The sequence below is a fragment of the Bacillus sp. FSL K6-1284 genome (assembly GCF_038002625.1).
In the GTDB taxonomy this organism is placed as follows: domain Bacteria; phylum Bacillota; class Bacilli; order Bacillales; family Bacillaceae; genus Bacillus; species Bacillus paralicheniformis.
Genome location: NZ_JBBOCW010000001.1, coordinates 4,362,686 through 4,383,758, shown reverse-complemented (window position 1 = coordinate 4,383,758; position 21,073 = coordinate 4,362,686). Strand labels below are relative to the sequence as shown.

The following is a 21,073-nucleotide window of genomic DNA, read 5'->3' as shown; positions in this document are numbered from 1 at the left end:
ATCTATGGAATATTATCGACAATATCATTCATTGCTTTTTTCAATTGCTTACCGTATGCTCGGTTCTTTGCAAGATGCAGAGGATATCGTCCAGGAATTGTTCGCAGACCTACAGGAAAAAGATATCAGTCAAATTGACCATATTCAAGCATATTTGACGAAATCTATTACAAACCGCTGCATAAATGAACTGCAGTCTGCCCGCAAGAATCGAGAGGTATATATCGGGGAATGGCTTCCGGAACCGCAGGTGGCACTTTCAGCTCAAAGTCCGGCGGAATACGTTGAAGAAAAAGAAAAGGTTTCCTACGCTTTTCTGGTAGTTATGAGCCGATTAAATCCTGTGGAAAGAGCCGTTTTGTTGTTTAGAGAAGTATTTGGATATCACTATAAGGAAATATCGTCCATAATCGGGAAGTCTGAAGCGAACTGCCGTAAAATCCACAGCCGGCTGAAACAGAAGCTAAATGGGGATATTTCGGTATTATCACAGCCGGTCGAAGAACAGCAACTGGCCCGGCTTTTTATCGAATCAGCGAAAACCGGTGACTTTGAGGAGTTTTCCAAAACATTGATTGAAGATGCCGTATTGTATACAGATGGCGGCGGAAAAGTACGCAGCGCGTTGAGACCGATCTATGGAAAGAGCCGCATTTATGCTTTTTTTACGGGAGTTGTTTCAAAGGGAAGCTTTTCCGGTCGCTTTATGCCTGTCGATATCAATGGCCAAAAGGGCGTTTTGATCATGAAAAACAACCGTCCGGCTTACGCTGTTTGCTTTGCTTGGAACCCGGAAGGCGATTCCGTCAAAAATGTGTTTATCGTGTCAAACCCCGATAAACTGAAGAACATTAAAATATAACGTTTTCTGTCACAAACGTCGTTCCTCACTTGTTATATAAGTGAAACACTTAAAGGAGGAATAGACATGGAAACGAGATTTCTAATGGAAAAAGTAAACCCTAAGGGCTACAGAGGAATGCTGGAGCTTGAAAAAGCGCAGGCTTCCTCAAACATTGATCCCATTTTAAAGGAACTGATCAAAATCCGGGCTTCACAGCTGAATGGATGTGCTTTCTGCTTAAATATGCATACGAAAGATGCAAGGCAGAACGGTGAGACGGAACAGCGGATATATGCGCTCAATGCATGGCGGGAAGCGCCTTTTTTCACGGAAAAAGAGCGGGCGGTATTGGCGCTGACTGAAGCCGTTACGCGAATCGGCGAGCACGGGCTGCCGGATGAAGTATACAACGAAGTCAGGACCCATTTTACAGAAGCTGAAACAGCCGAACTGATCATGGCAGCCATCACAATAAATGCCTGGAACAGAATTGCCATCGCTACCCGGAAAATGCCCGCAGCAGATTGATTGAAATCCCCCTAAGACAGGGGGATTTTTTTATATTAATATAATAATAAAACTATCTTTCATTTCACTTGAATATCTCTTCTCTTTTTTCTGAGATAAAAAAATGGTTTCTTTATGTCGAAAAATAGAAAAAACGGATCTCTTTGAAAAAACAAAAATTCAAAAAAAGCAAACGGCCGATTCTTTTTTTGTTAAAATAGAGAAATGAGAGAAACTTGTTCAATGTGAAAGTAGGTGACATTGTGGGGAAAATTATTGCGATCACAAACCAAAAAGGTGGCGTTGGTAAAACGACAACCTCTGTTAACCTGGGAGCTTGTTTAGCTTACATCGGGAAAAGGGTTTTGTTAGTCGACATAGACCCGCAAGGAAACGCAACAAGCGGTATCGGCGTTGAAAAGGCTGATGTTGATCAATGTGTGTACGATATATTAGTAGATGATGCAGATGTAAAAGATGTCATCAAAACAACATCCGTAGAAAACTTGGATGTCATTCCTGCAACGATTCAGCTTGCGGGGGCGGAAATTGAACTCGTTCCGACCATTTCCCGTGAAGTCCGGCTGAAAAGGGCTTTGGAATCGGTCAAACAAAACTATGATTTCATGATTATTGACTGTCCGCCGTCATTAGGGCTGCTTACAATCAATGCGCTTACGGCGTCCGATTCCGTCGTGATTCCGGTTCAGTGCGAATATTATGCGCTGGAAGGGCTGAGCCAGCTGCTCAACTCTGTCCGGCTCGTACAAAAACATTTAAATACGGATCTGATGATAGACGGTGTATTGCTGACAATGCTTGATGCAAGAACGAATTTAGGCATACAGGTCATCGAAGAAGTGAAAAAGTACTTCCGCGATAAAGTATACCAAACCGTTATCCCACGGAATGTCCGGCTCAGTGAAGCGCCGAGCCATGGAAAGCCGATCATTTTATATGATCCGCGTTCCAGAGGAGCGGAAGTCTATTTAGAATTAGCAAAGGAAGTGGCTGCGAATGCCTAAAGGTCTCGGAAAAGGGATTAATGCATTGTTTTCAAATGTTGATTTATCCGAAGAAACGGTTGAGGAAATTAAGCTGCAAGACTTGCGGCCCAACCCTTATCAGCCAAGAAAAACGTTTGATGACCAATCGTTAAAAGATTTGAAGGAGTCCATTTTGCAACACGGTGTTTTACAGCCCATCATCGTCAGAAAGTCAATTAAAGGCTATGACATTGTAGCCGGAGAACGCCGCTACCGGGCTGCTGAAAAAGCCGGATTGGAAACCATTCCTGCGATTGTGCGCGAGCTGTCGGAATCCCTGATGATGGAGATTGCCCTATTGGAAAATCTTCAACGAGAAGACCTGTCTCCGCTTGAGGAAGCAAAAGCCTATGAATCTTTGCTCAAACATCTCGATATGACCCAGGAACAGCTGGCAAAAAGGCTTGGAAAAAGCAGGCCTCACATCGCCAACCACTTACGGCTGCTGACACTACCTGAAGACGTTCAAAAGTTAATCGACAACGGCACGTTATCGATGGGCCATGGCCGAACATTGCTTGGATTGAAAAACAAGAAAAAGCTTGAGCCGCTTGTTCAAAAGGTCGTGTCCGAACAGCTGAACGTTCGCCAGCTTGAAAAGTTAATTCAACAGTTGAATGCTGATGTTCCACGTGAAACAAAGAAGCTGAAACAAGTAAAAGATGCAGTAATCAAAGAACGAGAGTCGTACTTGCGAAACTATTTTGGAACACCGGTGACCATTAAAAAGCAAAAGAAAAAAGGCAGAATCGAAATCGAATTTTACTCAAATGAAGACTTGGAGCGTATTCTCGAATTGCTGGCCCAAGAAGACGCATAAGCTTAAAAACCATCTGATCATGTACAGATGGTTTTTTTATGACATCCTTCCGGTCATTTTTTGAATTGGTGACACATGGCGCCGCTGCCACCCGGCTTTCTCCAGATGCGACAACCCGTCAGCAAGCACATTTGCCATGCTCATGACAAGGTTGAGCCTTGTATTTTGCAGGACAAAATACTCCATAAAGCCGCTGACATTGACAATTCCGTTAATATGCACGTGGCCGACTTCAGGCAAGCTTTTCTGAACGCCTGCTCCCGGCTTCAAAGGTCCTTTGCCAATTTGAAAAGATCCCACGCTTTTGGTTCGTCCAAGACAGGCATCGATCGCGATTATAAATGGATTTTGATGCTGCTGATGAATATGATCAATCTTTTCATTTAAGTTTACGGCGTGAACCGGGTCGGCAAGTGTTCCATAGACATGAAAACGTGTCAGCTGTTTTGCGGAGAGTTTCATTCCTACGAGGGGACCGAGCGAATCTCCGGTGGAGCGGTCTGTACCGATGCAAACGATCACGATGGGCCGGTCTTCGGCTTCCTTTAAATAGACGGAAAGAACTTTCTCTATTTGTTTCACAGCTAGCGGATCCGAATGAGAAATATATTCATTTATTGGTTCTTGAGAAAAAATTCCGCCTTTTCGATTCATAGGCTTCACATCCTTGTCATCATGGTAACAGCAGTGCCTTGGTGTATTTTTCGAGTATGAATGGTTGTTTACAGTATATCCAGCTGTCTCTTTTTTTATGCTTTGGATGAAACGATTTGGTCAGCCGAAAAAAATACTTTACTAAAAGAAGATATGATAATTTACTTTATTATATTGATATAATTTATTCATTTGAATGAGAAAAGTCGAAAGGAGTTTCATGAATTTTTATAGAGGACCGGCAATATAGTGTCATGAGCGGAGAAACAAGCTTAAAAACTATATTGCTGGGGTGAGCAAATCGTGTGGAGAGCCGGGATGAAGTGGATGCTTCTTATTTTAGGAAGCTTAATAGGTGCGGGATATGCGTCCGGCCAGGAAATATGGCAGTTTTTTGGTGATGAAAGCGGACTGGCTATCCTGTTGTTTACGATCATGTTCAGCCTGTCAACCTATATTGTGATGAAGATCAGCTACGAACAAAAATCAGAGCATTTTCTGCCTGTGCTCGAAACATTAATCGGTCCGCTGCTGGCTAAAGTATACGATGTGTTGATTATCCTGTATTTGTTTACGACGACGATTGTGATGATTGCAGGAGGCGGGGTAACGCTGCAAATCTTCCATATCCCGTTTTGGACGGGCGTCATCTTATTTTGTTTATGCACAGGGTTGTTGTTTTTCTGGGGGCTTAATGGCATATTGTCCGTTAACAGCTACTTAATCCCGATTTTGGTGGCTGGGCTGTTGTATGCGCTGATTTCTTTTCAAACCGCTCATCATCAGCCGTGGCTGCTCAATTTGACTCATCAATACAACTGGCCTGCCGGGATCGCATTCACTTCGCTGAACATATTATCTGTTGTCGCTGTATTGTCTGCGGTCGGCAAAGAGATGAAGGGAGTCGGAGAAGCGAAGATTGCCAGCATATTAAGCGGCCTGGTGTTTGGCGCTATTTCATACATGTACAATGAGACCCTTGTAGAGCTTGCCGGTGAACTGGCCCATTATGAAATTCCTTTATTCGCGGTTTTGGAGGGCGCGCCTTTTCCGATTTTTATTTTTATGACGGCTGTTCTTTGCGTCGCGATCTACACAACGACGATCTCAAGCATTCTCGGGCTGTCCAGCCGCTTTCTGTCACTTGTGAACTGGCCGAGATGGGTAATCGTCCTCCTGCTCCTGTCGATCATGGTGCCTTTTACATCAATCGGCTTTTCAAATTTAATCGCTTTTTTATATCCAATTTACGGGTTATTAAATTTGTATTTATTGGTAAATATTTTACTTTATCCAATTTTAAGTAAATGGAAATAAATACATTTATGGTTATGAAGAATTGCTCTTTCGCTGTGGTTTTTTGTACAATAAGATCACAACAAGGAAGCAAAGAGGTGAACGATGTTGGCCGATAAAGAATTTGGCCTGAATGACGTGGTCGAAATGAAAAAGCCGCATCCTTGCGGGACGAACCGCTGGAAGATCATTCGGATGGGAATGGATATCCGGATTAAGTGCGAAGGCTGTTCACACAGTGTCATGATCCCGCGTAAAGAGTTTCAAAGAAAGCTGAAAAAGATATTAGTTAAGCATGAGGAGTCCGAATCTTAATCTTTGCGGACTCCCTCATGCTTTTTTTTCGATTACAACGAAAAATGAATTTTCACCTAGTTTGTATGATTGAAAAGCAAGTTTTGTCAGCTTGTCTTTTACTGTAATCATCCTTATAATTGTTGCAGGTTTAACATTTACGACTACACATGGATGTTCATTATAGAGGAGATGAAACAATGGCTTTAACAGCTGGGATTGTTGGTTTGCCTAACGTTGGGAAATCAACCTTATTTAATGCAATTACTCAGGCCGGGGCAGAATCGGCCAACTACCCGTTTTGTACGATTGATCCAAACGTCGGAATCGTAGAGGTTCCTGATGAGCGTCTGCAAAAGCTGACAGAACTCGTCAATCCGAAGAAGACGGTCCCTACCGCATTTGAATTCACCGATATCGCCGGCATTGTAAAAGGAGCATCAAAAGGAGAAGGGCTCGGAAACAAGTTCCTGTCCCACATCCGCCAAGTGGACGCAATCTGCCATGTTGTCCGCTGTTTTGCCGACGACAATATCACGCACGTGTCCGGGAAAGTAGACCCGATTTCGGATATCGAGACGATCAACCTTGAGCTGATACTGGCTGACCTTGAAACCGTTGAGAAGCGGATCGGCCGGGTCGGAAAGATGGCCAAGCAAAAAGACAAAGAAGCCGTGTTTGAATTTGAGATTTTGACAAAGTTAAAAGAGGCATTTGAACAGGAAAAGCCGGCCCGTTCTGTCGAGTTCTCGGAAGAGCAGCAAAAGGTGTTGAAGCAGCTTCATCTGCTGACGACAAAACCTGTCTTATATGTAGCGAATGTCAGCGAGGATGAAGTGGCTGATCCTTCAGGAAACGAGTACGTCCAGAAGGTCCGGGAATTTGCTGCTGCTGAAAACGCGGAAGTCATCGTCGTCTGCGCCAAAATTGAGTCCGAAATCGCAGAGCTTGAAGGCGAAGAGAAGGCGATGTTCCTTGAAGAACTCGGCATCGAAGAATCCGGTCTGGATCAGCTGATTAAAGCGTCTTACTCCCTCCTTGGACTAGCCACTTATTTTACAGCGGGAGAACAGGAAGTCAGAGCCTGGACATTTAAAAAAGGAATGAAAGCCCCTGAATGTGCGGGCATCATCCATACAGACTTTGAACGCGGATTTATCCGTGCGGAAACGGTCGCTTACGACGATCTGCTGGAGGCGGGAAGCATGGCCTCAGCAAAAGAGGCCGGAAAAGTCCGCCTTGAAGGGAAAGAATACATTGTGAAAGACGGCGATGTCATTCATTTCCGTTTTAATGTATAACGCGGTTGAAATAGGACAAGAGCTTTGATATAATATAAAATTGTGAGTAATAGGATTATTGCTCCTTGCCCAATATAATGGGCCGCTTAGTCCAAAAGGAGGTGCAAATACAAATGAGAAAGTACGAAATCATGTACATCATCCGCCCAGACGTTGATGAAGAGTCTAAAAAGGCTGTTGTCGAGCGTTTTAACAACATTTTAACAACTAACGGTGCGGAGGTCACTGAAACAAAAGATTGGGGAAAACGCCGTCTTGCGTACGAAATCAACGATTTCCGCGACGGATTCTACCAAATCTTAAACGTTCAAGCTGGAGCTGAAGCAGTTCAAGAATTTGACCGTTTAGCTAAAATCAGTGATGACATCATTCGCCACATCGTGGTTAAAGAAGAAGAATAAACAGAATTGAATTATATACTCTAAAGCAAAAGGATGGTCTCTCAATATGCTTAACCGAGTTGTTTTAGTCGGCAGACTGACAAAGGACCCAGAGCTTCGTTATACTCCAAGCGGTGCAGCTGTTGCCACCTTTACGCTTGCTGTCAATCGTACGTTTACGAATCAGCAGGGTGAACGTGAAGCTGATTTCATCAACTGTGTTGTCTGGAGAAGACAAGCCGAAAACGTTGCGAATTTCCTTAAAAAGGGAAGTCTTGCGGGTGTAGATGGACGTTTGCAAACGCGCAGCTATGAAAATCAGCAAGGACAGCGTGTATACGTTACGGAAGTTCAAGCTGAAAGTGTTCAATTTCTGGAGCCTAAAGGCGGCGGTTCTGGTTCAGGCGGTTACAGCGGAGGCCAGGGAGGCCAACACTTTGGCGGCGGACAGAATGAACCGGCTCCATTCGGCGGCAGTCAAAACAATCAGAATCGCAATCAAGGCAACAGCTTCAATGACGATCCATTCGCAAACGATGGAAAGCCGATTGACATCTCTGATGACGACTTGCCATTTTAATGGATGACGGACGAATAAAACAAAACCAGAATAGAAAGGAGGGAAATAACGATGGCAGGAGGACGCAGAGGCGGTCGTGCGAAACGCCGTAAAGTGTGTTATTTCACTTCTAACGGCATTACGCACATCGACTACAAAGATGTAGATCTTCTTAGAAAATTTATCTCTGAGCGCGGTAAAATCTTACCACGCCGTGTAACAGGAACAAGCGCGAAATACCAACGTAAATTGACTGTTGCAATCAAACGCGCTCGTCAAATGGCTTTACTTCCATACGTAGCAGGCGAGTAAGCCGATAAAAGGAACAAGACCCAATACGGTCTTGTTCTTTTTTTATTCATCAAAAGCCGGGTCGTTTCCTGCAGCATTCAGGTTTCCTGCTTGTCAATCTGTATCCGTTTGATGTCGCCGAGGACTGCAAGGTAGAACACGAGTCCAAGCAGTAAAACAAACCCGGCTACTAGAAAGCTGAGCGTAAATGAACCGGTCACATCGACCAGATAACCCGTTAAAGAAACCGCGATAATCCCTCCGAATAAGTTATTTGCCAAATTGACCATTGAGCTAAGCAGAGAGATGGAACCAGCCGGTGCAATATCAGCTGATATCGACCAGCCAACGGGCGCAGTCGCAGATATTCCGGCTAAGCCGACGGAAATGCAGATGATCGCGATCGTGATGTTGTGCGTGAAGACAGCTCCCAAAAAGGCAAATCCAAGGCTCATGCCGATTGCGATAATGGTCTGGTATACTTTTGTATTCGAATGCCCCTTTTGAATTAAAAAATCGACGAGCCATCCGCCCACAACGATTCCGGAAATCGTCGATATCAGCCAGGGAACCGCAGTAAACAGCCCCGATGACATAATATCCATTCCGTATGTTTCTTTAAAGAAAGTCGGGAGCCAGGTTAAGAGCAGGTTGAATGTATAGCCATAACCCGTGAATCCGATCATCAGCCCCCATGCTTTGCGGTTTGCAAGCATTGCTTTTAAAGCAATGAGCGTCCGTTCCGAGATGTCTTCCTCTGATACGGCATTATGCTTTTGAATGTAATGGAGCTCCTCTTTTGAGATTCGTTTGTGCCGATCGGGTTGTTCATAGTACATCCAGAAAAATACGGTAAATAGTACATTGATGATTCCAATCGTTAAAAAAGCGGCTCGCCAGTCAAATGTCGTGACTAAAAAGGCAACGAGAGGCGCACCGATGACATTTGCGAACTTGGCCGCTGAGTCGAACAGGGAATTGGCAAGACCGCGCTCATTTTGCGGAAACCATAAGGCCGTGGCTTTGGAAGCGGCAGGAAATGCTGAAGCACTCGTCAGCCCGATTAAAAATCTGACAATATAAAGAAGCAATTTCCCCTGTAAAAAAGCCAATATAATGGTTAGAAAACTCCATACGGTCATTCCGACCCTTGTTACCCAGGCAACGCCGTACTTGTCCAAGAGACTCCCGACCGGAATCTGCATCAGCGTGTATGAATAGGTATAGATGGAAAAGACAATGCCTAATTGGGTTGCCGTCAATTGAAAGGAATCCTGTATCGCAGGAGCCGCGACTGAAATAGCAACACGGTCAAAGTAATTTAAAATGATCATGCTGCTTAATAAAGAAGAAATATACCATCTTGTATGCCCCGGTCGTTTTTCCAGCTCTTGCGCCATATTGAAACCTCCTCTAATGATTAGATTGGACTCTTTTCAAAATTACATTCTTAATTTCTTCGTGTTCATTTCCACGGGATTGCGGGGAGTAAACGGCCGCGGAAAAAAACCATATAGACATTTTGATACAGGTCTGCTAAAGTGAAACATGTTAAAAACAGATGGCTTCTATGAGAGTTAGAAGCAAATGATTACGAACGAGGTGTTGAATCTTTGAATGTTAAACAATTAAATAGCGAATGGTTTTCTAATGTACGGGGGGATATCCTTTCGGGTATCGTCGTAGCGCTTGCTCTCATTCCTGAAGCCATAGCGTTTTCCATCATTGCGGGTGTAGACCCGATGGTCGGTTTGTACGCATCTTTTTGTATTGCTGTTGTCATTTCCTTTACGGGCGGCCGTCCGGCGATGATATCAGCCGCGACCGGGGCGATGGCTCTTTTGATGGGATCTTTGGTCAGGGATCACGGGCTTGATTATTTATTTGCTGCTACGATTTTAACGGGAATCATCCAATTGATATTTGGGGTGCTGAAGATTGCGCGCTTTATGAAATTTATTCCGCGGTCGGTTATGGTAGGTTTCGTAAATGCGCTCGCCATTTTAATCTTTATGGCGCAGGTTCCTCATTTTGTTGGAGTTTCGAATATGACGTATGTTGTGGTCGGGATTACGTTGTTGATTATCTATGTTCTTCCCCGCTTTACAAAAGCTGTTCCATCTGCACTTGTTGCCATTATTGCGATGACTGCATTTGCTATTTTTGGCCATTTTGATTTGCGCACTGTCGGTGATTTGGGAGAAATAAAGCAATCATTGCCTGCTTTTATGATCCCCAATATTCCTTTCAATTTTGAGACGTTGGCCATTATTTTTCCAACAGCATTTGCGCTTTCCATCGTCGGCTTGCTTGAGTCATTATTAACCTCTTCTATTGTTGATGATATGACGGATACGGAAAGCGATAAAAACAAGGAAAGCCGCGGACAGGGCATCGCCAACATTGTCGCCGGGTTTTTCGGAGGCATGGCGGGATGCGCGATGATCGGCCAGTCTGTGATCAATGTGAAATCAGGAGGAAGAGGCCGCTTGTCCACTTTGGTTGCCGGCGTTTTCTTAATGTTTTTGATCATGGTGCTGGGCGACTGGGTCGTACAGATTCCGATGGCGGCCTTAGCCGGTGTGATGATTATGGTATCGATCGGTACGTTTGACTGGTCTTCGTTCAGCATGTTAAGAAAGGTGCCGCTAACGGATTCCATTGTCATGCTTGTGACCGTTATTACCGTTGTGGCGACCCACGATTTATCAAAAGGGGTTTTCGCCGGCGTTATTTTGAGCGCGATCTTCTTCGTGGCGAAAATTTCTAAATTGAAGATTGAAGAAACGTCAGAAGAACATGCGATCAAGTACATCATCAAAGGACAAGTTTTCTTTGCATCTGTTCAAGATTTCGTAAAGTCTTTTAAAACGGATGAGCAAACGAAAAAGGTCATTCTTGATTTTTCAGAGGCCCATATATGGGATGATTCCGCTGTGGCGGCTATCGATAAAGTCGTTTTGAAAATGAAAGATCAGGGAATAGACGTTGACTTGATTGGTTTAAATGAGTCCAGCTGGAAGCTGGTCGAAAAACTGGCAACTTATGATCAGCCTCATCGTTCAGTGTCAAATCACTAAGAAACGGGTGATGAAGGGTGTATAGAAATATATTGCTGGCTGCTGACGGCTCAAAGCATTCTGAAAGAGCGGCCGATCATGCGATTCATTTGGCTTCCATGTCAAAGCAGGCGGTCGTTGACGTTATTTATGTATTGGATTATGCGAAAGCAAAACATGAAGTTCTGCATAGCGAAAACCGTGCAGAACTCGAACGTGAACGGCGCAGCAGGCTGCTGTCGATAGAAAATAAATTAAAACAATCGGCCGTTCCCTATCAAATGACGATGCAGCACGGGGAGCCGGGCCCGACGATAGTATCGTACGCCAACCATCATGATGTTGATATCGTGATTATCGGAAGCAGGGGGCTGAACACTTTGCAGGAAATGGTGCTGGGAAGTGTCAGCCATAAAGTGGCGAAAAGAGTGAAGTGTCCGGTTTTAATTGTAAAATAGCCTAAAACAGAGCCAGTAAGGATCCTATCCTTGCTGGCTTTTTTATCTCATCGATATCGCTTTTTGCGCGTGCATGGCGTCGCCTTTTAGCAGGTCAACGAGATTATAGGCGGGATATAAGCCTTTTTGGTACATAAAATAAAAAATTTGCTCATGCAATTTAATAGCCGCATTGATTTGTTTAACAAACACTCTCCTGAGTTCAGGCGTCGCCGTTTCCGTGATCGCAATCGCATAGTTTCGAACGGTCGTTTTCGCCAATACCAACAGATCACCCGCATCAAAATACAGGTCGGCCCGTTCTTCCTCCCGATGAAATGCCGGGGTTTTTGGCAAAAAGGGAAGAAGCTCCCTTAAATTTTGCTCCAATGCCTTCGCTGAAACACTGTAAAGTTGTCTTAACTGAGGATCGCTGATTTTTTTCATGCTTTTTTTGATCTTGACCAATCCGACAGACTGGGCCGCGATCAGTTCATGCAACTCCATCGTTTCATGCCAAGCCAATGTTTTTGTTGTCATGCAGATTCTCCTTTATTGCTTTTTCTTAGTCAGCATATGCCCATTGCAGTCAAAAGGTTAATAGAAGAATCGGAGGGACGTTTTAGACCGTTTTGGAAAGGGGAAATCAAATAATACGGGATTTTTGCATCTAAGTGACAACAATGAGAGGTGATCAATGTGTTGGATGTGTTGAAGGACTTTTTTCTATTCTTGAGCGGCGGGCTTCGCGTGACGCTTCTGATCGCAATTTTGATTATATTGTTGTTGATCAGAAAAGCGAGAAAGAAAAATAAAGAGAAGTCGGGGTTTCTCGACTGACAGTGTTTCACATGGAACATTTACTCGTTTTCTCAAGCCTTATGATCGTTTTACTTGCGATTTGACCTTATGTTAGAATAAAGAAACAATGAGAGAAGGCCGAGACCTGCTCATCTCATCGTCTTTATTTGAAAATGAAATTTTCGGCGTTAGAAAAGAGCAGTCGTCTATGCTGCTCTTTTTGATTCATGACATTTAAACATACGAGGTGAACAAGTGAAACAAACAAGAGCTTTAGTAGAAGGCGCTATCATGGTCAGTATTTTTGCCGTTTTGCTGATGATCAGCCTCTATATGCCTTTTATCGGAACCATTCTTTTATTGACGCTGCCGCTGCCTGCCATGGTTCAAACAATCAGGCACGGTCCAAAGCCCGGGATTTCGGTAGGGTTGGTCAGTTTACCCGTTTCGTTGATTGCCGGTTCCTTAGGCGGGCTGATGTTTGCTATTCCAGTAAGTGCTGCGGGTGTGATCATGGGCTTTTTCTACAGAAGAAAAGAGCCAGCCCAAGCGATTGCTGCATCAGCTGTTACATACATGATTTCGATCGTGCTGCTGCTTTTCATCAGCATTCAGTTTCTCGGGTTAAACTTAATAGAGACGGCCAATCAAGCATATAATGAAACAATCAAAACCTTTGAATCAAGTATCAAACAGTTTGGAAATGATAAAGAAGCGGCTAAACAGATCGAATTGCTGAATGAACAATTCAAACAGGCGCAATATTTATATCCGACAGCCATTGTGATATTTTCCGGAATCACCGCGTTTTTGAATCACCTGCTCGCCAAGCCGGTGCTTCGGCGCATCATCCAAATACCGTCTTTGAAACCGTTCAGGGATATGAGGCTTCCGCAAAGCATGATTTGGATCTATTTATTGACGATTCTTCTGTCGCTGGCTCCCGTTGAAGAGGGCAGCATATATTACTCCATTCTGCTAAATGCGAGTCTCATCATGGGCTTTGTCTTGATCATTCAAGGGTTTTCATTTGTGTTTTACTTTTGCCATGCCAAGAAACTGCCAACTGTCCTGCCGGTTCTTTTTTTAATTATCGGGTTGTTTTCGCCCCTAATGTACCTTGTTCGCATCTTAGGTATAATTGATATAGGCTTTAACTTGAGAGAAAGAGTAAAAAAATCGTAGCCACGATGTTCTCCAATGGTGAGGAGTTGATTTGAGTGCCAAGTTTTTATGAAAAACCGTTATTTCGATACCCCATATATTCTTTAATCGTCGTCACAATCATTTCTGTCCTCATCAACATTTATTTTAATTGGGTGGCAGGGGCGGCCGGCGTTCTGATTCTGGGTGTCATCTTGTACTTTTTGAAGCGGGCGGACTCCCAAATCAGAAAAGAGCTGGACGATTATATATCGACGCTGTCTTACCGTCTGAAAAAAGTCGGGGAAGAGGCGCTGCTCGAAATGCCGATCGGGATCATGCTGTTTAACGATCAGTACTATATCGAGTGGGCCAATCCTTTTATGGCGTCATGCTTTAATGAAAATACGCTCGTCGGCCGGTCGCTTTATGATACTTGTGAATCTGTCGTCCCTTTGATTAAGCAGGAAGTGGACACAGAAACGATTACGCTGAATGAGCGGAAATTTAATGTGGTTATCAAACGGGAAGAAAAGCTGCTTTATTTCTTCGATGTCACAGAGCAGACGCAGATTGAGAGACAATACGAAAATGAAAGAACGGTCCTTGCCTACATCTTTCTCGATAATTACGATGATGTGACACAAGGGCTTGATGACCAGACAAGAAGCTCGATAAACAGTGAAGTGACATCGCTTTTGAACCAGTGGGCCCAAGAGTACGGCATTTTCTTAAAACGGGTTTCCTCTGAGCGGTTTATCGGTGTATTAAACGAACACATATTAAGCGAGCTTGAAGCATCAAAGTTTTCGATCCTTGATGAAGTTCGGGAGAAGACATCCGTTCATACGATCTCCTTGACGTTAAGCATCGGAATCGGTGCATCTGTTGCATCATTGAAAGAGCTTGGCGACTTGGCGCAATCCAGCCTTGACCTGGCGCTGGGACGCGGAGGAGATCAGGTGGCAATCAAGCAGCCGAACGGGAAAGTGAAGTTTTACGGCGGCAAGACGAATCCGATGGAAAAACGGACGCGCGTCAGAGCCCGGGTCATTTCACACGCTCTCAAGGAGATTGTCTCTGAAAGCAGCAATGTGATTATCATGGGTCATAAGTTTCCCGATATGGATTCGATCGGATCAGCCATCGGGATTTTGAAGGTCGCACAAGCAAACGGCAAAGACGGTTTTGTCGTGATCGACTCCAATCAGATCGGTTCAAGCGTTCAAAGATTGATCGGGGAAATTAAAAAATACGAAGAACTGTGGTCCAGGTTTATTACGCCGGAAGAGGCGCTTGAGATTGCGAAAGACGACACGCTGCTCGTGATCGTTGATACACATAAGCCTTCCTTTGTCATTGAAGAAAGGCTGGTCAATAAAATTGAAAATATCGTCGTTATCGATCATCATAGAAGAGGGGAAGAGTTTATTAAAGACCCGCTGCTCGTCTATATGGAGCCGTACGCTTCATCTACAGCGGAGCTTGTGACAGAGCTGCTCGAATACCAGCCGAAGCGTTTAAAAATTAACATGATCGAAGCAACAGCCCTTTTGGCCGGGATTATTGTCGATACGAAGAGCTTCTCGCTGCGCACCGGCTCCCGTACGTTCGATGCGGCGTCATATTTGCGGGCAAAAGGCGCTGACACCGTATTGGTGCAAAAGTTTTTAAAAGAAACCGCCGATCATTATATTAAAAGGGCGAAGCTCATTCAACATACCGTTTTCTATCAAAACGGCATCGCCATCGCATCGCTGCCGGACGATGAGGCGGACGAATATTTTGACCAGGTTATCATTGCCCAAGCCGCGGATTCTCTTCTGTCCATGAGCGATGTCGAAGCGTCATTTGCTGTGGCGAGAAGAGACGAGAATACGGTATGCATCAGTGCGAGGTCGCTCGGCGAAGTGAATGTTCAAATCATCATGGAAGCGCTCGAGGGCGGCGGTCATTTAACCAATGCCGCGACACAGCTGACCGATATCACGGTTGAAGAAACGCTCCGCCGACTGAAAGAAGCGATTGACGAGTATTTCGAAGGAGGCATTCAGAAATGAAGGTAATTTTCTTACAGGATGTTAAAGGCAAAGGGAAAAAAGGCGAAGTGAAAAATGTAGCGGATGGATACGCGCACAACTTTTTGATCAAAAAAGGGCTGGCTGTTGAAGCGACATCATCCAATATCAGCGCGCTTGAAGGCCAGAAGAAAAAAGAGAAGAAAGAAGCGGCTGAAGAACTGAAACATGCGAAAGAGCTGAAAAAACAACTTGAGGACATCACGGTGGAACTTTCAGCCAAGTCCGGAGAAGGCGGCCGTCTATTCGGCTCCGTGACAAGCAAACAAATCGCGGACGCGCTGCAAAAAAGCCACCAGTTAAAAATCGACAAACGTAAAATCGAATTAAACGATGCGATTCGCTCATTGGGATATACAAATGTTCCCGTGAAACTCCATCCAGAAGTACAAGCAACACTGAAAGTTCACGTGAAAGAGCAATCATAAAATAACAAAGCCCCTTCATGCAAAGTGCAGAAGGGGCTTATCTTTTATTCAGTGCGTTTTCTCATTTCATTGGCCAAGAATTCAACGTCTGTACCGATGATCACCTGTACATCGTGCTGATTAAGCTTCACGAATCCTTTTGCTCCCATGGCTTTCATCGTGCTTTCATCCAGTTTGGAAGCATCGCGGACCTTGAGACGGAGGCGGGTTACACAATTGTTCAGCGTCTCGATGTTTTCTTTTCCGCCAAGCGCTTCGATGTATTTGTCCGCAAGGGTATCGTATTTGGACGATCCTGTGTCAGGGCTGACAGGTGTGTTTTCCTGGTCATCGTCCTCCTCTCGTCCAGGCGTTTTCAAATTGAGCTTCGTAATCAGGAAATAAAAGATGATGAAATAAATAATGCCGTATACAAGACCGAGCGGCAGCAAAAGCAGCGGCTTTGTGGCGATTCCAAAGTTTAAAAGGTAGTCGATCGTCCCGGCTGAAAAGGTAAAGCCGTGGTGGATACCGAGCATATTGGTCACGGTCATGGCGCTTGCGGTTAACAAGGCGTGAATACCGAAGAGAAGCGGCGATAAAAACATGAATGTGAACTCAATCGGCTCCGTGATACCTGTTAAAAATGATGTGAACGCCAATCCGATCAGCAATCCGGCCGTTGCTTTGCGGCGATGCTTTTTCGCTGCCGCGATCATTGCCAGACATGCCGCAGGAAGACCGAACATCATGATCGGGAAGAACCCTGTCATAAAGGCGCCGGCGCTTGGATCTCCGGCAAAGAACCGGTTCATGTCACCCGTTTTGCCTGCAAATTCTCCAAAGACCATCCAAACCATATTGTTTAAAATGTGATGAAGGCCGAGCGGCAGGAGCAGTCTGTTTAAAAGACCGAATATGCCGACTCCCAATGCCCCAGCATGGATAATCCAGCCGCCAATGGCGTCAATGGCCTGCTGTGCGTAAATCCAGACGAAGCCGAAAATCCCTGCAAGAATAATGGAACAGAAGGCTGTCATAATCGGAACGCTTCGTTTTCCGCCGAAAAACCCGAGCCAGTCAGGCAGTTTTGCATCTTTAAAGCGGTTATACATGACGGCGGCGACTACACCTGAAATAATTCCGCCGAGAACGCCCATGTTCAGGTTCTCATTGATGGCTGCTAAGCCGCCTGTCAGGACAAAATAACCGATGGCTCCGGATAGTGCGGCGGCCCCGTGGCCATCCTTTGACAAACCGATTGCAACGCCTATCGCAAAGATGATCGGCAGTTGGTCAAGAATCGATTGTCCTGAAGCGGCGATAAACGGAATGTTTAACAGGTCTTCTCTTCCCAAGGCGAGCAGGAGGCCTGCAGCAGGAAGAACGGCAATCGGCAGCATGAGCGCGCGGCCGATATTTTGAAGAAATCCCAACATAGTTAAAACCCCTTTCGGTAATATTGAATCGCTTTTTTCAAATGTCCATTTTCATGGGATAAACAGCGGCGGGCATCTTCAAGTGTTCCGTTTGTCAACACCATAAAGATCGCTGCCTTGATGTCATTGCCGCTTTCTTTTAAAGCTTGCTGGGCCTCATTCTGTGATAATCCGGTGGTATTCATCAGAATGGTGACAGCTCGCCCGGCCAATTTTTGATTGAGCAGTCTCATATTCACCATCTCGTTTTGGTAGACGCGGCCAAGCCTCGCCATTGCAGCTGTTGACAGCATGTTCAAGATCATTTTCTGAGCGGTTCCTGCTTTCAGCCGCGTTGAACCGCGGATAATTTCCGGTCCTGTTTGCACCTCAATTGCGATATCGCTTAATTTGCCCGCTTCTGTATCCGCGTTGCAGCTAATCGAAACAGACGCGGCTCCGAGCTGTTTGGCATAGGATAATGCGCCAAGGACATAAGGTGTCGAGCCGCTAGCTGTGACGCCGATTAAGACGTCATCTTCCGAGAATGATTGCGCTTTCAGTTCGGCGACGATTTTTTCATGGTCATCTTCATTTTCTTCAAGAGGCGTCCACATCGCGTCATATCCGCCTGCGATCAGGCCGGTCCAACGGCTTTCGTCAATAGAGAATGTCGGCGAGAGTTCTGTGGCATCAAGGACTGCGATTCTGCCGCTTGTGCCGGCGCCAGCTGTAAACACTCTTCCGCCTTGCTTAAAACGGCTGACAATCGTATCCGCCGCCTCGGCGATCAGGGGAAGGCAGGGCGTAATGGCGCGAGGGACTGTATAGTCTTCCTCATTCATCAAGGTGACGATATCTAAAGCATTCATTTCATCAAGTGTTTTGCTTTTGTCGTTCGTGTCCTCTGTCTTCTTCATTGTTCTTCCCTCTTCATATCGATGACGAATTTATAGCGGTCGCCTCTGTAAACGGATTTGACTACTTCAAACGGTCTGCCGTCGTCCAAATAGCTCAAACGTTCGATGAGCAGGACGGGTGCGCCTTCCTCGATGTCGAGGGGCTCGCTCTCTGCCGGAGAGGCAATCGCCGGCTCGAGTGTTTGTGCGGCTCGGTCAATCGTAAGGGAGAGCGTATTTTCGACATAGTCATACAAAGATGCGCTCATAATGTCTTCTGTCAGGCCGTTGATAAGGTCGGCGGGCAAATAGGAGATTTCATAAGCCATCGGGATGTCATCGGCGAGACGGATTCGTTTGACTTCATAGACGGAAGCCCCTTCATGTATCTCCAGTTTGCGCGCTGTGCTCTGGTCACACGGGATGACGCCGAAGCCGAGCATTTTTGTGCCGGGTCTCATGCCTCTTGATTTCATGTCCTCGGAAAAGCTTGTCAATCCTTTGAGAGGCTGCTCAATTTTAGGCTCGGCAATAAATGTTCCTTTTCCCCGCTGTCGGACGAGGATGCCTTCATTGACGAGATTGTTGACTGCCTGCCGGACGGTCATCCTGCTTACCTCATATTTTTCTGCAAACTCTCTTTCAGAAGGAATGAGGTCGCCGGGCTTCAAATCTTTTGTTTCGGCAAGCTTTTTAATCTCGGTCTCAATCTGATAGTAAATCGGAATGTGGGAATCTTTTTTGATCAAAAGGCCATACCCCTTTCTTTCACGATTGATAAAGCATCGCTGTCCGCTATGATGACGACGTTCTGGTGTGTTTTTAAGACAGAAGCGGGCGTGTCTTCATTTGGTTCTTCACTAAGAAGCTTCGCCAGGATGCCCGCTTTTTTCTCTCCTGAAACGAGCAGCAGAATCTGCTTGCTTTTCATGATCGTGGAAATGCCCATCGTTATGGCTTGCGACGGGACGGCGTCATAAGAATCAAAATAACGGGCATTGGCTTCTTTCGTTGATTGTGTCAGTTCGACTTTATGCGTTTTCGATGAAAATGGGGTGCCCGGTTCGTTAAATCCGATGTGGCCGTTCAAGCCGAGGCCGAGCACTTGGAGATCAATGCCTCCAAGCCGCTCGATCAGCGCTTCATAGCGGCTGCATTCAGCGTCCAGGTCACAAGCCATTCCGTCCGGAAGATGGGTATGGCTGAGCGGAATGTCAATGTGATCGAAAAGCTGTTTTTTCATATAGAATGTATAGCTGTTTTCATGATCCGGGGAAACGCCGACATACTCGTCTAAGTTAACGGTATAGACGTGTTTGTAAGTCGTTTTGTTATGCGCATGATCTTCCCTTAAAACCTGATATGTGCCGAGAGGCGTTCCTCCGGTTGCAAGGCCGAGAACAGGCGCAGATAAGCGGTTTACTTTCTCGATGATGAGTCGGGCGGCCGTTTGGCTCATGTCCTGATAATCTTTAGCTTCAATGATTTTCATGGTGAAACCTCCCTTTTGCTGAAAGCAATCACGCCTTTGCAAAGCGTCATCACAACTTCATTTTTTTCATTTAAAATGATCAAATCGGCATCTTTCCCGCTTCGTATGCTGCCTTTTCGGTCAAACACATGAAGCTGCTTGGCGGGATTGACCGCTGTCATGTACACGATATCTTCGAGTGAACATCCTGTAAAATCCATCATGTTCAGAGCAGCCTGGTTCATCTTCAAGATGCTGCCGGCAAGCGTACCATCCTCTAAGACGGCTTTTTCGCCTTTCACGAACACCTCCTGTCCGCCTAATGTATAGGTTCCATTTTTTAAGCATTTTGCGCGCATCGCATCCGTAATTAAAATGATGCCTTCTTTCTGTTTTTGCTGAAATGCCAGCTTGACGACCGCAGGGTGAACATGAATGCCGTCGGCTATGACTTCGGCCTTCAGTTCATCATGCAGAAGGGCGCTTCCGGCCGTCCCCGGCTCGCGATGGTGCAGCCCCCGCATGCCGTTGAACAAATGGGTGACATGGGAGATGCCGGCCTTAATCCCGTCTGCCATTTCTTTGAGTCCGGCGTCGGAGTGGCCGGCGGAAGCCGTGACACCTGTTTCTTTCAAAAAGGAAATTAGTTCCAAAGACCCTTCCAGCTCTGGCGCAAGTGTGACTAATTTAATGTTATTCCCGGAGATGCGCTGCCATTCTTTAAATAACGAAAGATCCGGCGGGATAATATCATCCGGCGGCTGGGCGCCGCACCGTTTCTTTGAAATAAAAGGGCCTTCTAAGTGAACGCCTAATACTTCGGCGGTCCCGGGCTGGCCGCCGGCTTCCTTATAGCGGTGAACGTTTGCCAGCGCATGCTCGATCGTGGCCTTATCCTGGGTCATCGTCGTCGCCAGGAAGCTTGTCGTTCCTTCTTTCGGCAGGGCTTCGGCCATTGTTTCCAAAGCCTCGGCTGTTCCGTCCATGACATCTGCTCCGTTTGCTCCGTGAATATGAACATCAATCATGCCCGGCAGCACTTTGAAGTTCTCCGGAAATGTCAGTTGTTCTGCTGTTGCGGCGGAAGCGGGAATATCAGTCATTGGTCCGTAAGCCTCGATTTTTTCCCCATTCGTCAGAAGAAATCCGTCTTCTATCATTCCATTTTCACTGTAAATATGAAGATGTTTAAACATATAGCGTTGGGATGGGTTGGTTTTCACAGTCAAAAGTCCTTTCTTGAAAACGTTATCATCAGTATAGAACATTACAACTCTAGTTGTCTAGACCATTAAGAGAATTATTTTGTCAAATCTGATCATACAGCATCACACTTCATTTAGCCGCTGTGTTGTCAGGTTATGTTCC

General features: G+C 45.5%; 24 protein-coding genes. 16 read left to right on the top strand and 8 right to left on the bottom strand.

From position 1 onward, the window contains the following. Positions 1-4: 4 nt before the first annotated feature. From MHB72_RS22270 to MHB72_RS22255, 4 genes are all read left to right on the top strand, one after another. Positions 5-862 carry an RNA polymerase sigma-70 factor gene (locus MHB72_RS22270; RefSeq protein ID WP_145623865.1) on the top strand — a complete coding sequence of 286 codons (858 nt, stop codon included), beginning with the start codon at positions 5-7 and terminating at the stop codon, positions 860-862. 66 nt (positions 863-928) lie between these two features. After that, positions 929-1,372, top strand: coding sequence for a carboxymuconolactone decarboxylase family protein (locus MHB72_RS22265; RefSeq protein WP_023856800.1), 444 nt, complete (start codon positions 929-931; stop codon positions 1,370-1,372). A gap of 242 nt (positions 1,373-1,614) precedes the next feature. Further along, the gene (gene soj / locus MHB72_RS22260; protein ID WP_020453647.1) at positions 1,615-2,376 is read left to right on the top strand and encodes a sporulation initiation inhibitor protein Soj; all 762 of its coding nucleotides are present in this window, start codon (positions 1,615-1,617) and stop codon (positions 2,374-2,376) included. Beyond that, the gene (locus tag MHB72_RS22255) at positions 2,369-3,217 is read left to right on the top strand and encodes a ParB/RepB/Spo0J family partition protein (RefSeq protein ID WP_216919067.1); all 849 of its coding nucleotides are present in this window, start codon (positions 2,369-2,371) and stop codon (positions 3,215-3,217) included. Before soj ends, MHB72_RS22255 begins: the two co-directional genes overlap by 8 nt. A gap of 36 nt (positions 3,218-3,253) precedes the next feature. Here the strand turns inward: MHB72_RS22255 and yyaC are convergent, their stop codons facing one another. Continuing rightward, on the bottom strand, positions 3,254-3,871 hold the full coding sequence (gene yyaC / locus MHB72_RS22250; protein WP_020453645.1) for a spore protease YyaC: 618 nt from the start codon (positions 3,869-3,871) through the stop codon (positions 3,254-3,256). 303 nt (positions 3,872-4,174) lie between these two features. Between yyaC and MHB72_RS22245 the strand changes: the two genes are divergently transcribed. From MHB72_RS22245 to rpsR, 6 genes are all read left to right on the top strand, one after another. Beyond that, positions 4,175-5,188 (top strand): YkvI family membrane protein, encoded by a 1,014-nt coding sequence (locus MHB72_RS22245; protein WP_023856802.1) that lies wholly within the window; start codon positions 4,175-4,177, stop codon positions 5,186-5,188. 87 nt (positions 5,189-5,275) lie between these two features. Further along, positions 5,276-5,482 carry a DUF951 domain-containing protein gene (locus MHB72_RS22240; protein ID WP_011201785.1) on the top strand — a complete coding sequence of 69 codons (207 nt, stop codon included), beginning with the start codon at positions 5,276-5,278 and terminating at the stop codon, positions 5,480-5,482. A 179-nt stretch (positions 5,483-5,661) separates the two neighbouring features. Continuing rightward, positions 5,662-6,762, top strand: a complete 1,101-nt coding sequence (ychF, locus tag MHB72_RS22235; protein WP_026580414.1) for a redox-regulated ATPase YchF — start codon at positions 5,662-5,664, stop codon at positions 6,760-6,762. Between the two features lie 113 nt (positions 6,763-6,875). Next, positions 6,876-7,163, top strand: coding sequence for a 30S ribosomal protein S6 (rpsF, locus tag MHB72_RS22230; protein WP_020453642.1), 288 nt, complete (start codon positions 6,876-6,878; stop codon positions 7,161-7,163). Between the two features lie 46 nt (positions 7,164-7,209). After that, positions 7,210-7,722, top strand: coding sequence for a single-stranded DNA-binding protein SsbA (ssbA, locus tag MHB72_RS22225; protein WP_003178024.1), 513 nt, complete (start codon positions 7,210-7,212; stop codon positions 7,720-7,722). 51 nt (positions 7,723-7,773) lie between these two features. Next, positions 7,774-8,013 (top strand): 30S ribosomal protein S18, encoded by a 240-nt coding sequence (gene rpsR, locus MHB72_RS22220; protein WP_003178022.1) that lies wholly within the window; start codon positions 7,774-7,776, stop codon positions 8,011-8,013. A 77-nt stretch (positions 8,014-8,090) separates the two neighbouring features. Here the strand turns inward: rpsR and MHB72_RS22215 are convergent, their stop codons facing one another. After that, positions 8,091-9,392, bottom strand: a complete 1,302-nt coding sequence (locus tag MHB72_RS22215; RefSeq protein ID WP_023856804.1) for an MFS transporter — start codon at positions 9,390-9,392, stop codon at positions 8,091-8,093. A 213-nt stretch (positions 9,393-9,605) separates the two neighbouring features. Between MHB72_RS22215 and MHB72_RS22210 the strand changes: the two genes are divergently transcribed. Continuing rightward, positions 9,606-11,072 carry a SulP family inorganic anion transporter gene (locus tag MHB72_RS22210; protein WP_020453639.1) on the top strand — a complete coding sequence of 489 codons (1,467 nt, stop codon included), beginning with the start codon at positions 9,606-9,608 and terminating at the stop codon, positions 11,070-11,072. Between the two features lie 17 nt (positions 11,073-11,089). After that, positions 11,090-11,509 (top strand): universal stress protein, encoded by a 420-nt coding sequence (locus MHB72_RS22205; protein ID WP_020453638.1) that lies wholly within the window; start codon positions 11,090-11,092, stop codon positions 11,507-11,509. A 42-nt stretch (positions 11,510-11,551) separates the two neighbouring features. Here the strand turns inward: MHB72_RS22205 and MHB72_RS22200 are convergent, their stop codons facing one another. Then, positions 11,552-12,028: a spore coat protein gene (locus tag MHB72_RS22200; RefSeq protein ID WP_023856805.1), complete on the bottom strand. Its 477-nt coding sequence runs from the start codon at positions 12,026-12,028 to the stop codon at positions 11,552-11,554. 159 nt (positions 12,029-12,187) lie between these two features. Here MHB72_RS22200 and MHB72_RS22195 point away from each other — a divergent pair, with 159 nt between their 5' ends. From MHB72_RS22195 to rplI, 4 genes are all read left to right on the top strand, one after another. Then, positions 12,188-12,328, top strand: a complete 141-nt coding sequence (locus MHB72_RS22195) for a hypothetical protein (RefSeq protein ID WP_020453636.1) — start codon at positions 12,188-12,190, stop codon at positions 12,326-12,328. 216 nt (positions 12,329-12,544) lie between these two features. After that, a complete protein-coding gene (locus MHB72_RS22190) occupies positions 12,545-13,474 on the top strand; it encodes a YybS family protein (RefSeq protein WP_020453635.1) in 930 nt (309 codons plus the stop codon). Positions 13,475-13,509: 35 nt separating this feature from the next. Then, positions 13,510-15,492, top strand: coding sequence for a DHH family phosphoesterase (locus MHB72_RS22185; protein ID WP_145653928.1), 1,983 nt, complete (start codon positions 13,510-13,512; stop codon positions 15,490-15,492). Next, positions 15,489-15,938: a 50S ribosomal protein L9 gene (gene rplI / locus MHB72_RS22180; RefSeq protein ID WP_020453633.1), complete on the top strand. Its 450-nt coding sequence runs from the start codon at positions 15,489-15,491 to the stop codon at positions 15,936-15,938. The genes MHB72_RS22185 and rplI overlap by 4 nt, the downstream gene beginning before the upstream one ends. 44 nt (positions 15,939-15,982) lie before the next feature. On the opposite strand, the gene nagE is transcribed toward rplI, so the two are convergent. Genes nagE through nagA form a run of 5 tightly spaced genes read right to left on the bottom strand, consistent with a single transcriptional unit; the run spans position 15,983 to position 20,973 of the window. Next, positions 15,983-17,356 carry an N-acetylglucosamine-specific PTS transporter subunit IIBC gene (gene nagE, locus MHB72_RS22175; protein ID WP_020453632.1) on the bottom strand — a complete coding sequence of 458 codons (1,374 nt, stop codon included), beginning with the start codon at positions 17,354-17,356 and terminating at the stop codon, positions 15,983-15,985. Between the two features lie 2 nt (positions 17,357-17,358). Continuing rightward, entirely contained in the window at positions 17,359-18,255 is an 897-nt protein-coding gene (gene murQ / locus MHB72_RS22170) for an N-acetylmuramic acid 6-phosphate etherase (RefSeq protein WP_216919070.1), read from the bottom strand. After that, positions 18,252-18,983: a GntR family transcriptional regulator gene (locus MHB72_RS22165; RefSeq protein WP_020453630.1), complete on the bottom strand. Its 732-nt coding sequence runs from the start codon at positions 18,981-18,983 to the stop codon at positions 18,252-18,254. Before MHB72_RS22165 ends, murQ begins: the two co-directional genes overlap by 4 nt. Continuing rightward, entirely contained in the window at positions 18,980-19,726 is a 747-nt protein-coding gene (gene nagB / locus MHB72_RS22160) for a glucosamine-6-phosphate deaminase (RefSeq protein ID WP_216919072.1), read from the bottom strand. The genes MHB72_RS22165 and nagB overlap by 4 nt, the downstream gene beginning before the upstream one ends. Beyond that, complete coding sequence (nagA, locus tag MHB72_RS22155; RefSeq protein WP_216919074.1) at positions 19,723-20,973, bottom strand: N-acetylglucosamine-6-phosphate deacetylase; 1,251 nt, start codon at positions 20,971-20,973, stop codon at positions 19,723-19,725. Before nagA ends, nagB begins: the two co-directional genes overlap by 4 nt. Positions 20,974-21,073 lie beyond the last annotated feature (100 nt).

Coding starts and splice junctions, on each gene's coding strand:
- MHB72_RS22270 (WP_145623865.1), top strand. CDS start 5: ATGGAATATTATCGACAATATCATTCATTGCTTTTTTCAATTGCTTAC.
- MHB72_RS22265 (WP_023856800.1), top strand. CDS start 929: ATGGAAACGAGATTTCTAATGGAAAAAGTAAACCCTAAGGGCTACAGA.
- MHB72_RS22255 (WP_216919067.1), top strand. CDS start 2,369: ATGCCTAAAGGTCTCGGAAAAGGGATTAATGCATTGTTTTCAAATGTT.
- yyaC (WP_020453645.1), bottom strand. CDS start 3,871: ATGAATCGAAAAGGCGGAATTTTTTCTCAAGAACCAATAAATGAATAT.
- ychF (WP_026580414.1), top strand. CDS start 5,662: ATGGCTTTAACAGCTGGGATTGTTGGTTTGCCTAACGTTGGGAAATCA.
- rpsF (WP_020453642.1), top strand. CDS start 6,876: ATGAGAAAGTACGAAATCATGTACATCATCCGCCCAGACGTTGATGAA.
- ssbA (WP_003178024.1), top strand. CDS start 7,210: ATGCTTAACCGAGTTGTTTTAGTCGGCAGACTGACAAAGGACCCAGAG.
- rpsR (WP_003178022.1), top strand. CDS start 7,774: ATGGCAGGAGGACGCAGAGGCGGTCGTGCGAAACGCCGTAAAGTGTGT.
- MHB72_RS22215 (WP_023856804.1), bottom strand. CDS start 9,392: ATGGCGCAAGAGCTGGAAAAACGACCGGGGCATACAAGATGGTATATT.
- MHB72_RS22200 (WP_023856805.1), bottom strand. CDS start 12,028: ATGACAACAAAAACATTGGCTTGGCATGAAACGATGGAGTTGCATGAA.
- rplI (WP_020453633.1), top strand. CDS start 15,489: ATGAAGGTAATTTTCTTACAGGATGTTAAAGGCAAAGGGAAAAAAGGC.
- nagE (WP_020453632.1), bottom strand. CDS start 17,356: ATGTTGGGATTTCTTCAAAATATCGGCCGCGCGCTCATGCTGCCGATT.
- murQ (WP_216919070.1), bottom strand. CDS start 18,255: ATGAAGAAGACAGAGGACACGAACGACAAAAGCAAAACACTTGATGAA.
- nagB (WP_216919072.1), bottom strand. CDS start 19,726: ATGAAAATCATTGAAGCTAAAGATTATCAGGACATGAGCCAAACGGCC.
- nagA (WP_216919074.1), bottom strand. CDS start 20,973: ATGTTCTATACTGATGATAACGTTTTCAAGAAAGGACTTTTGACTGTG.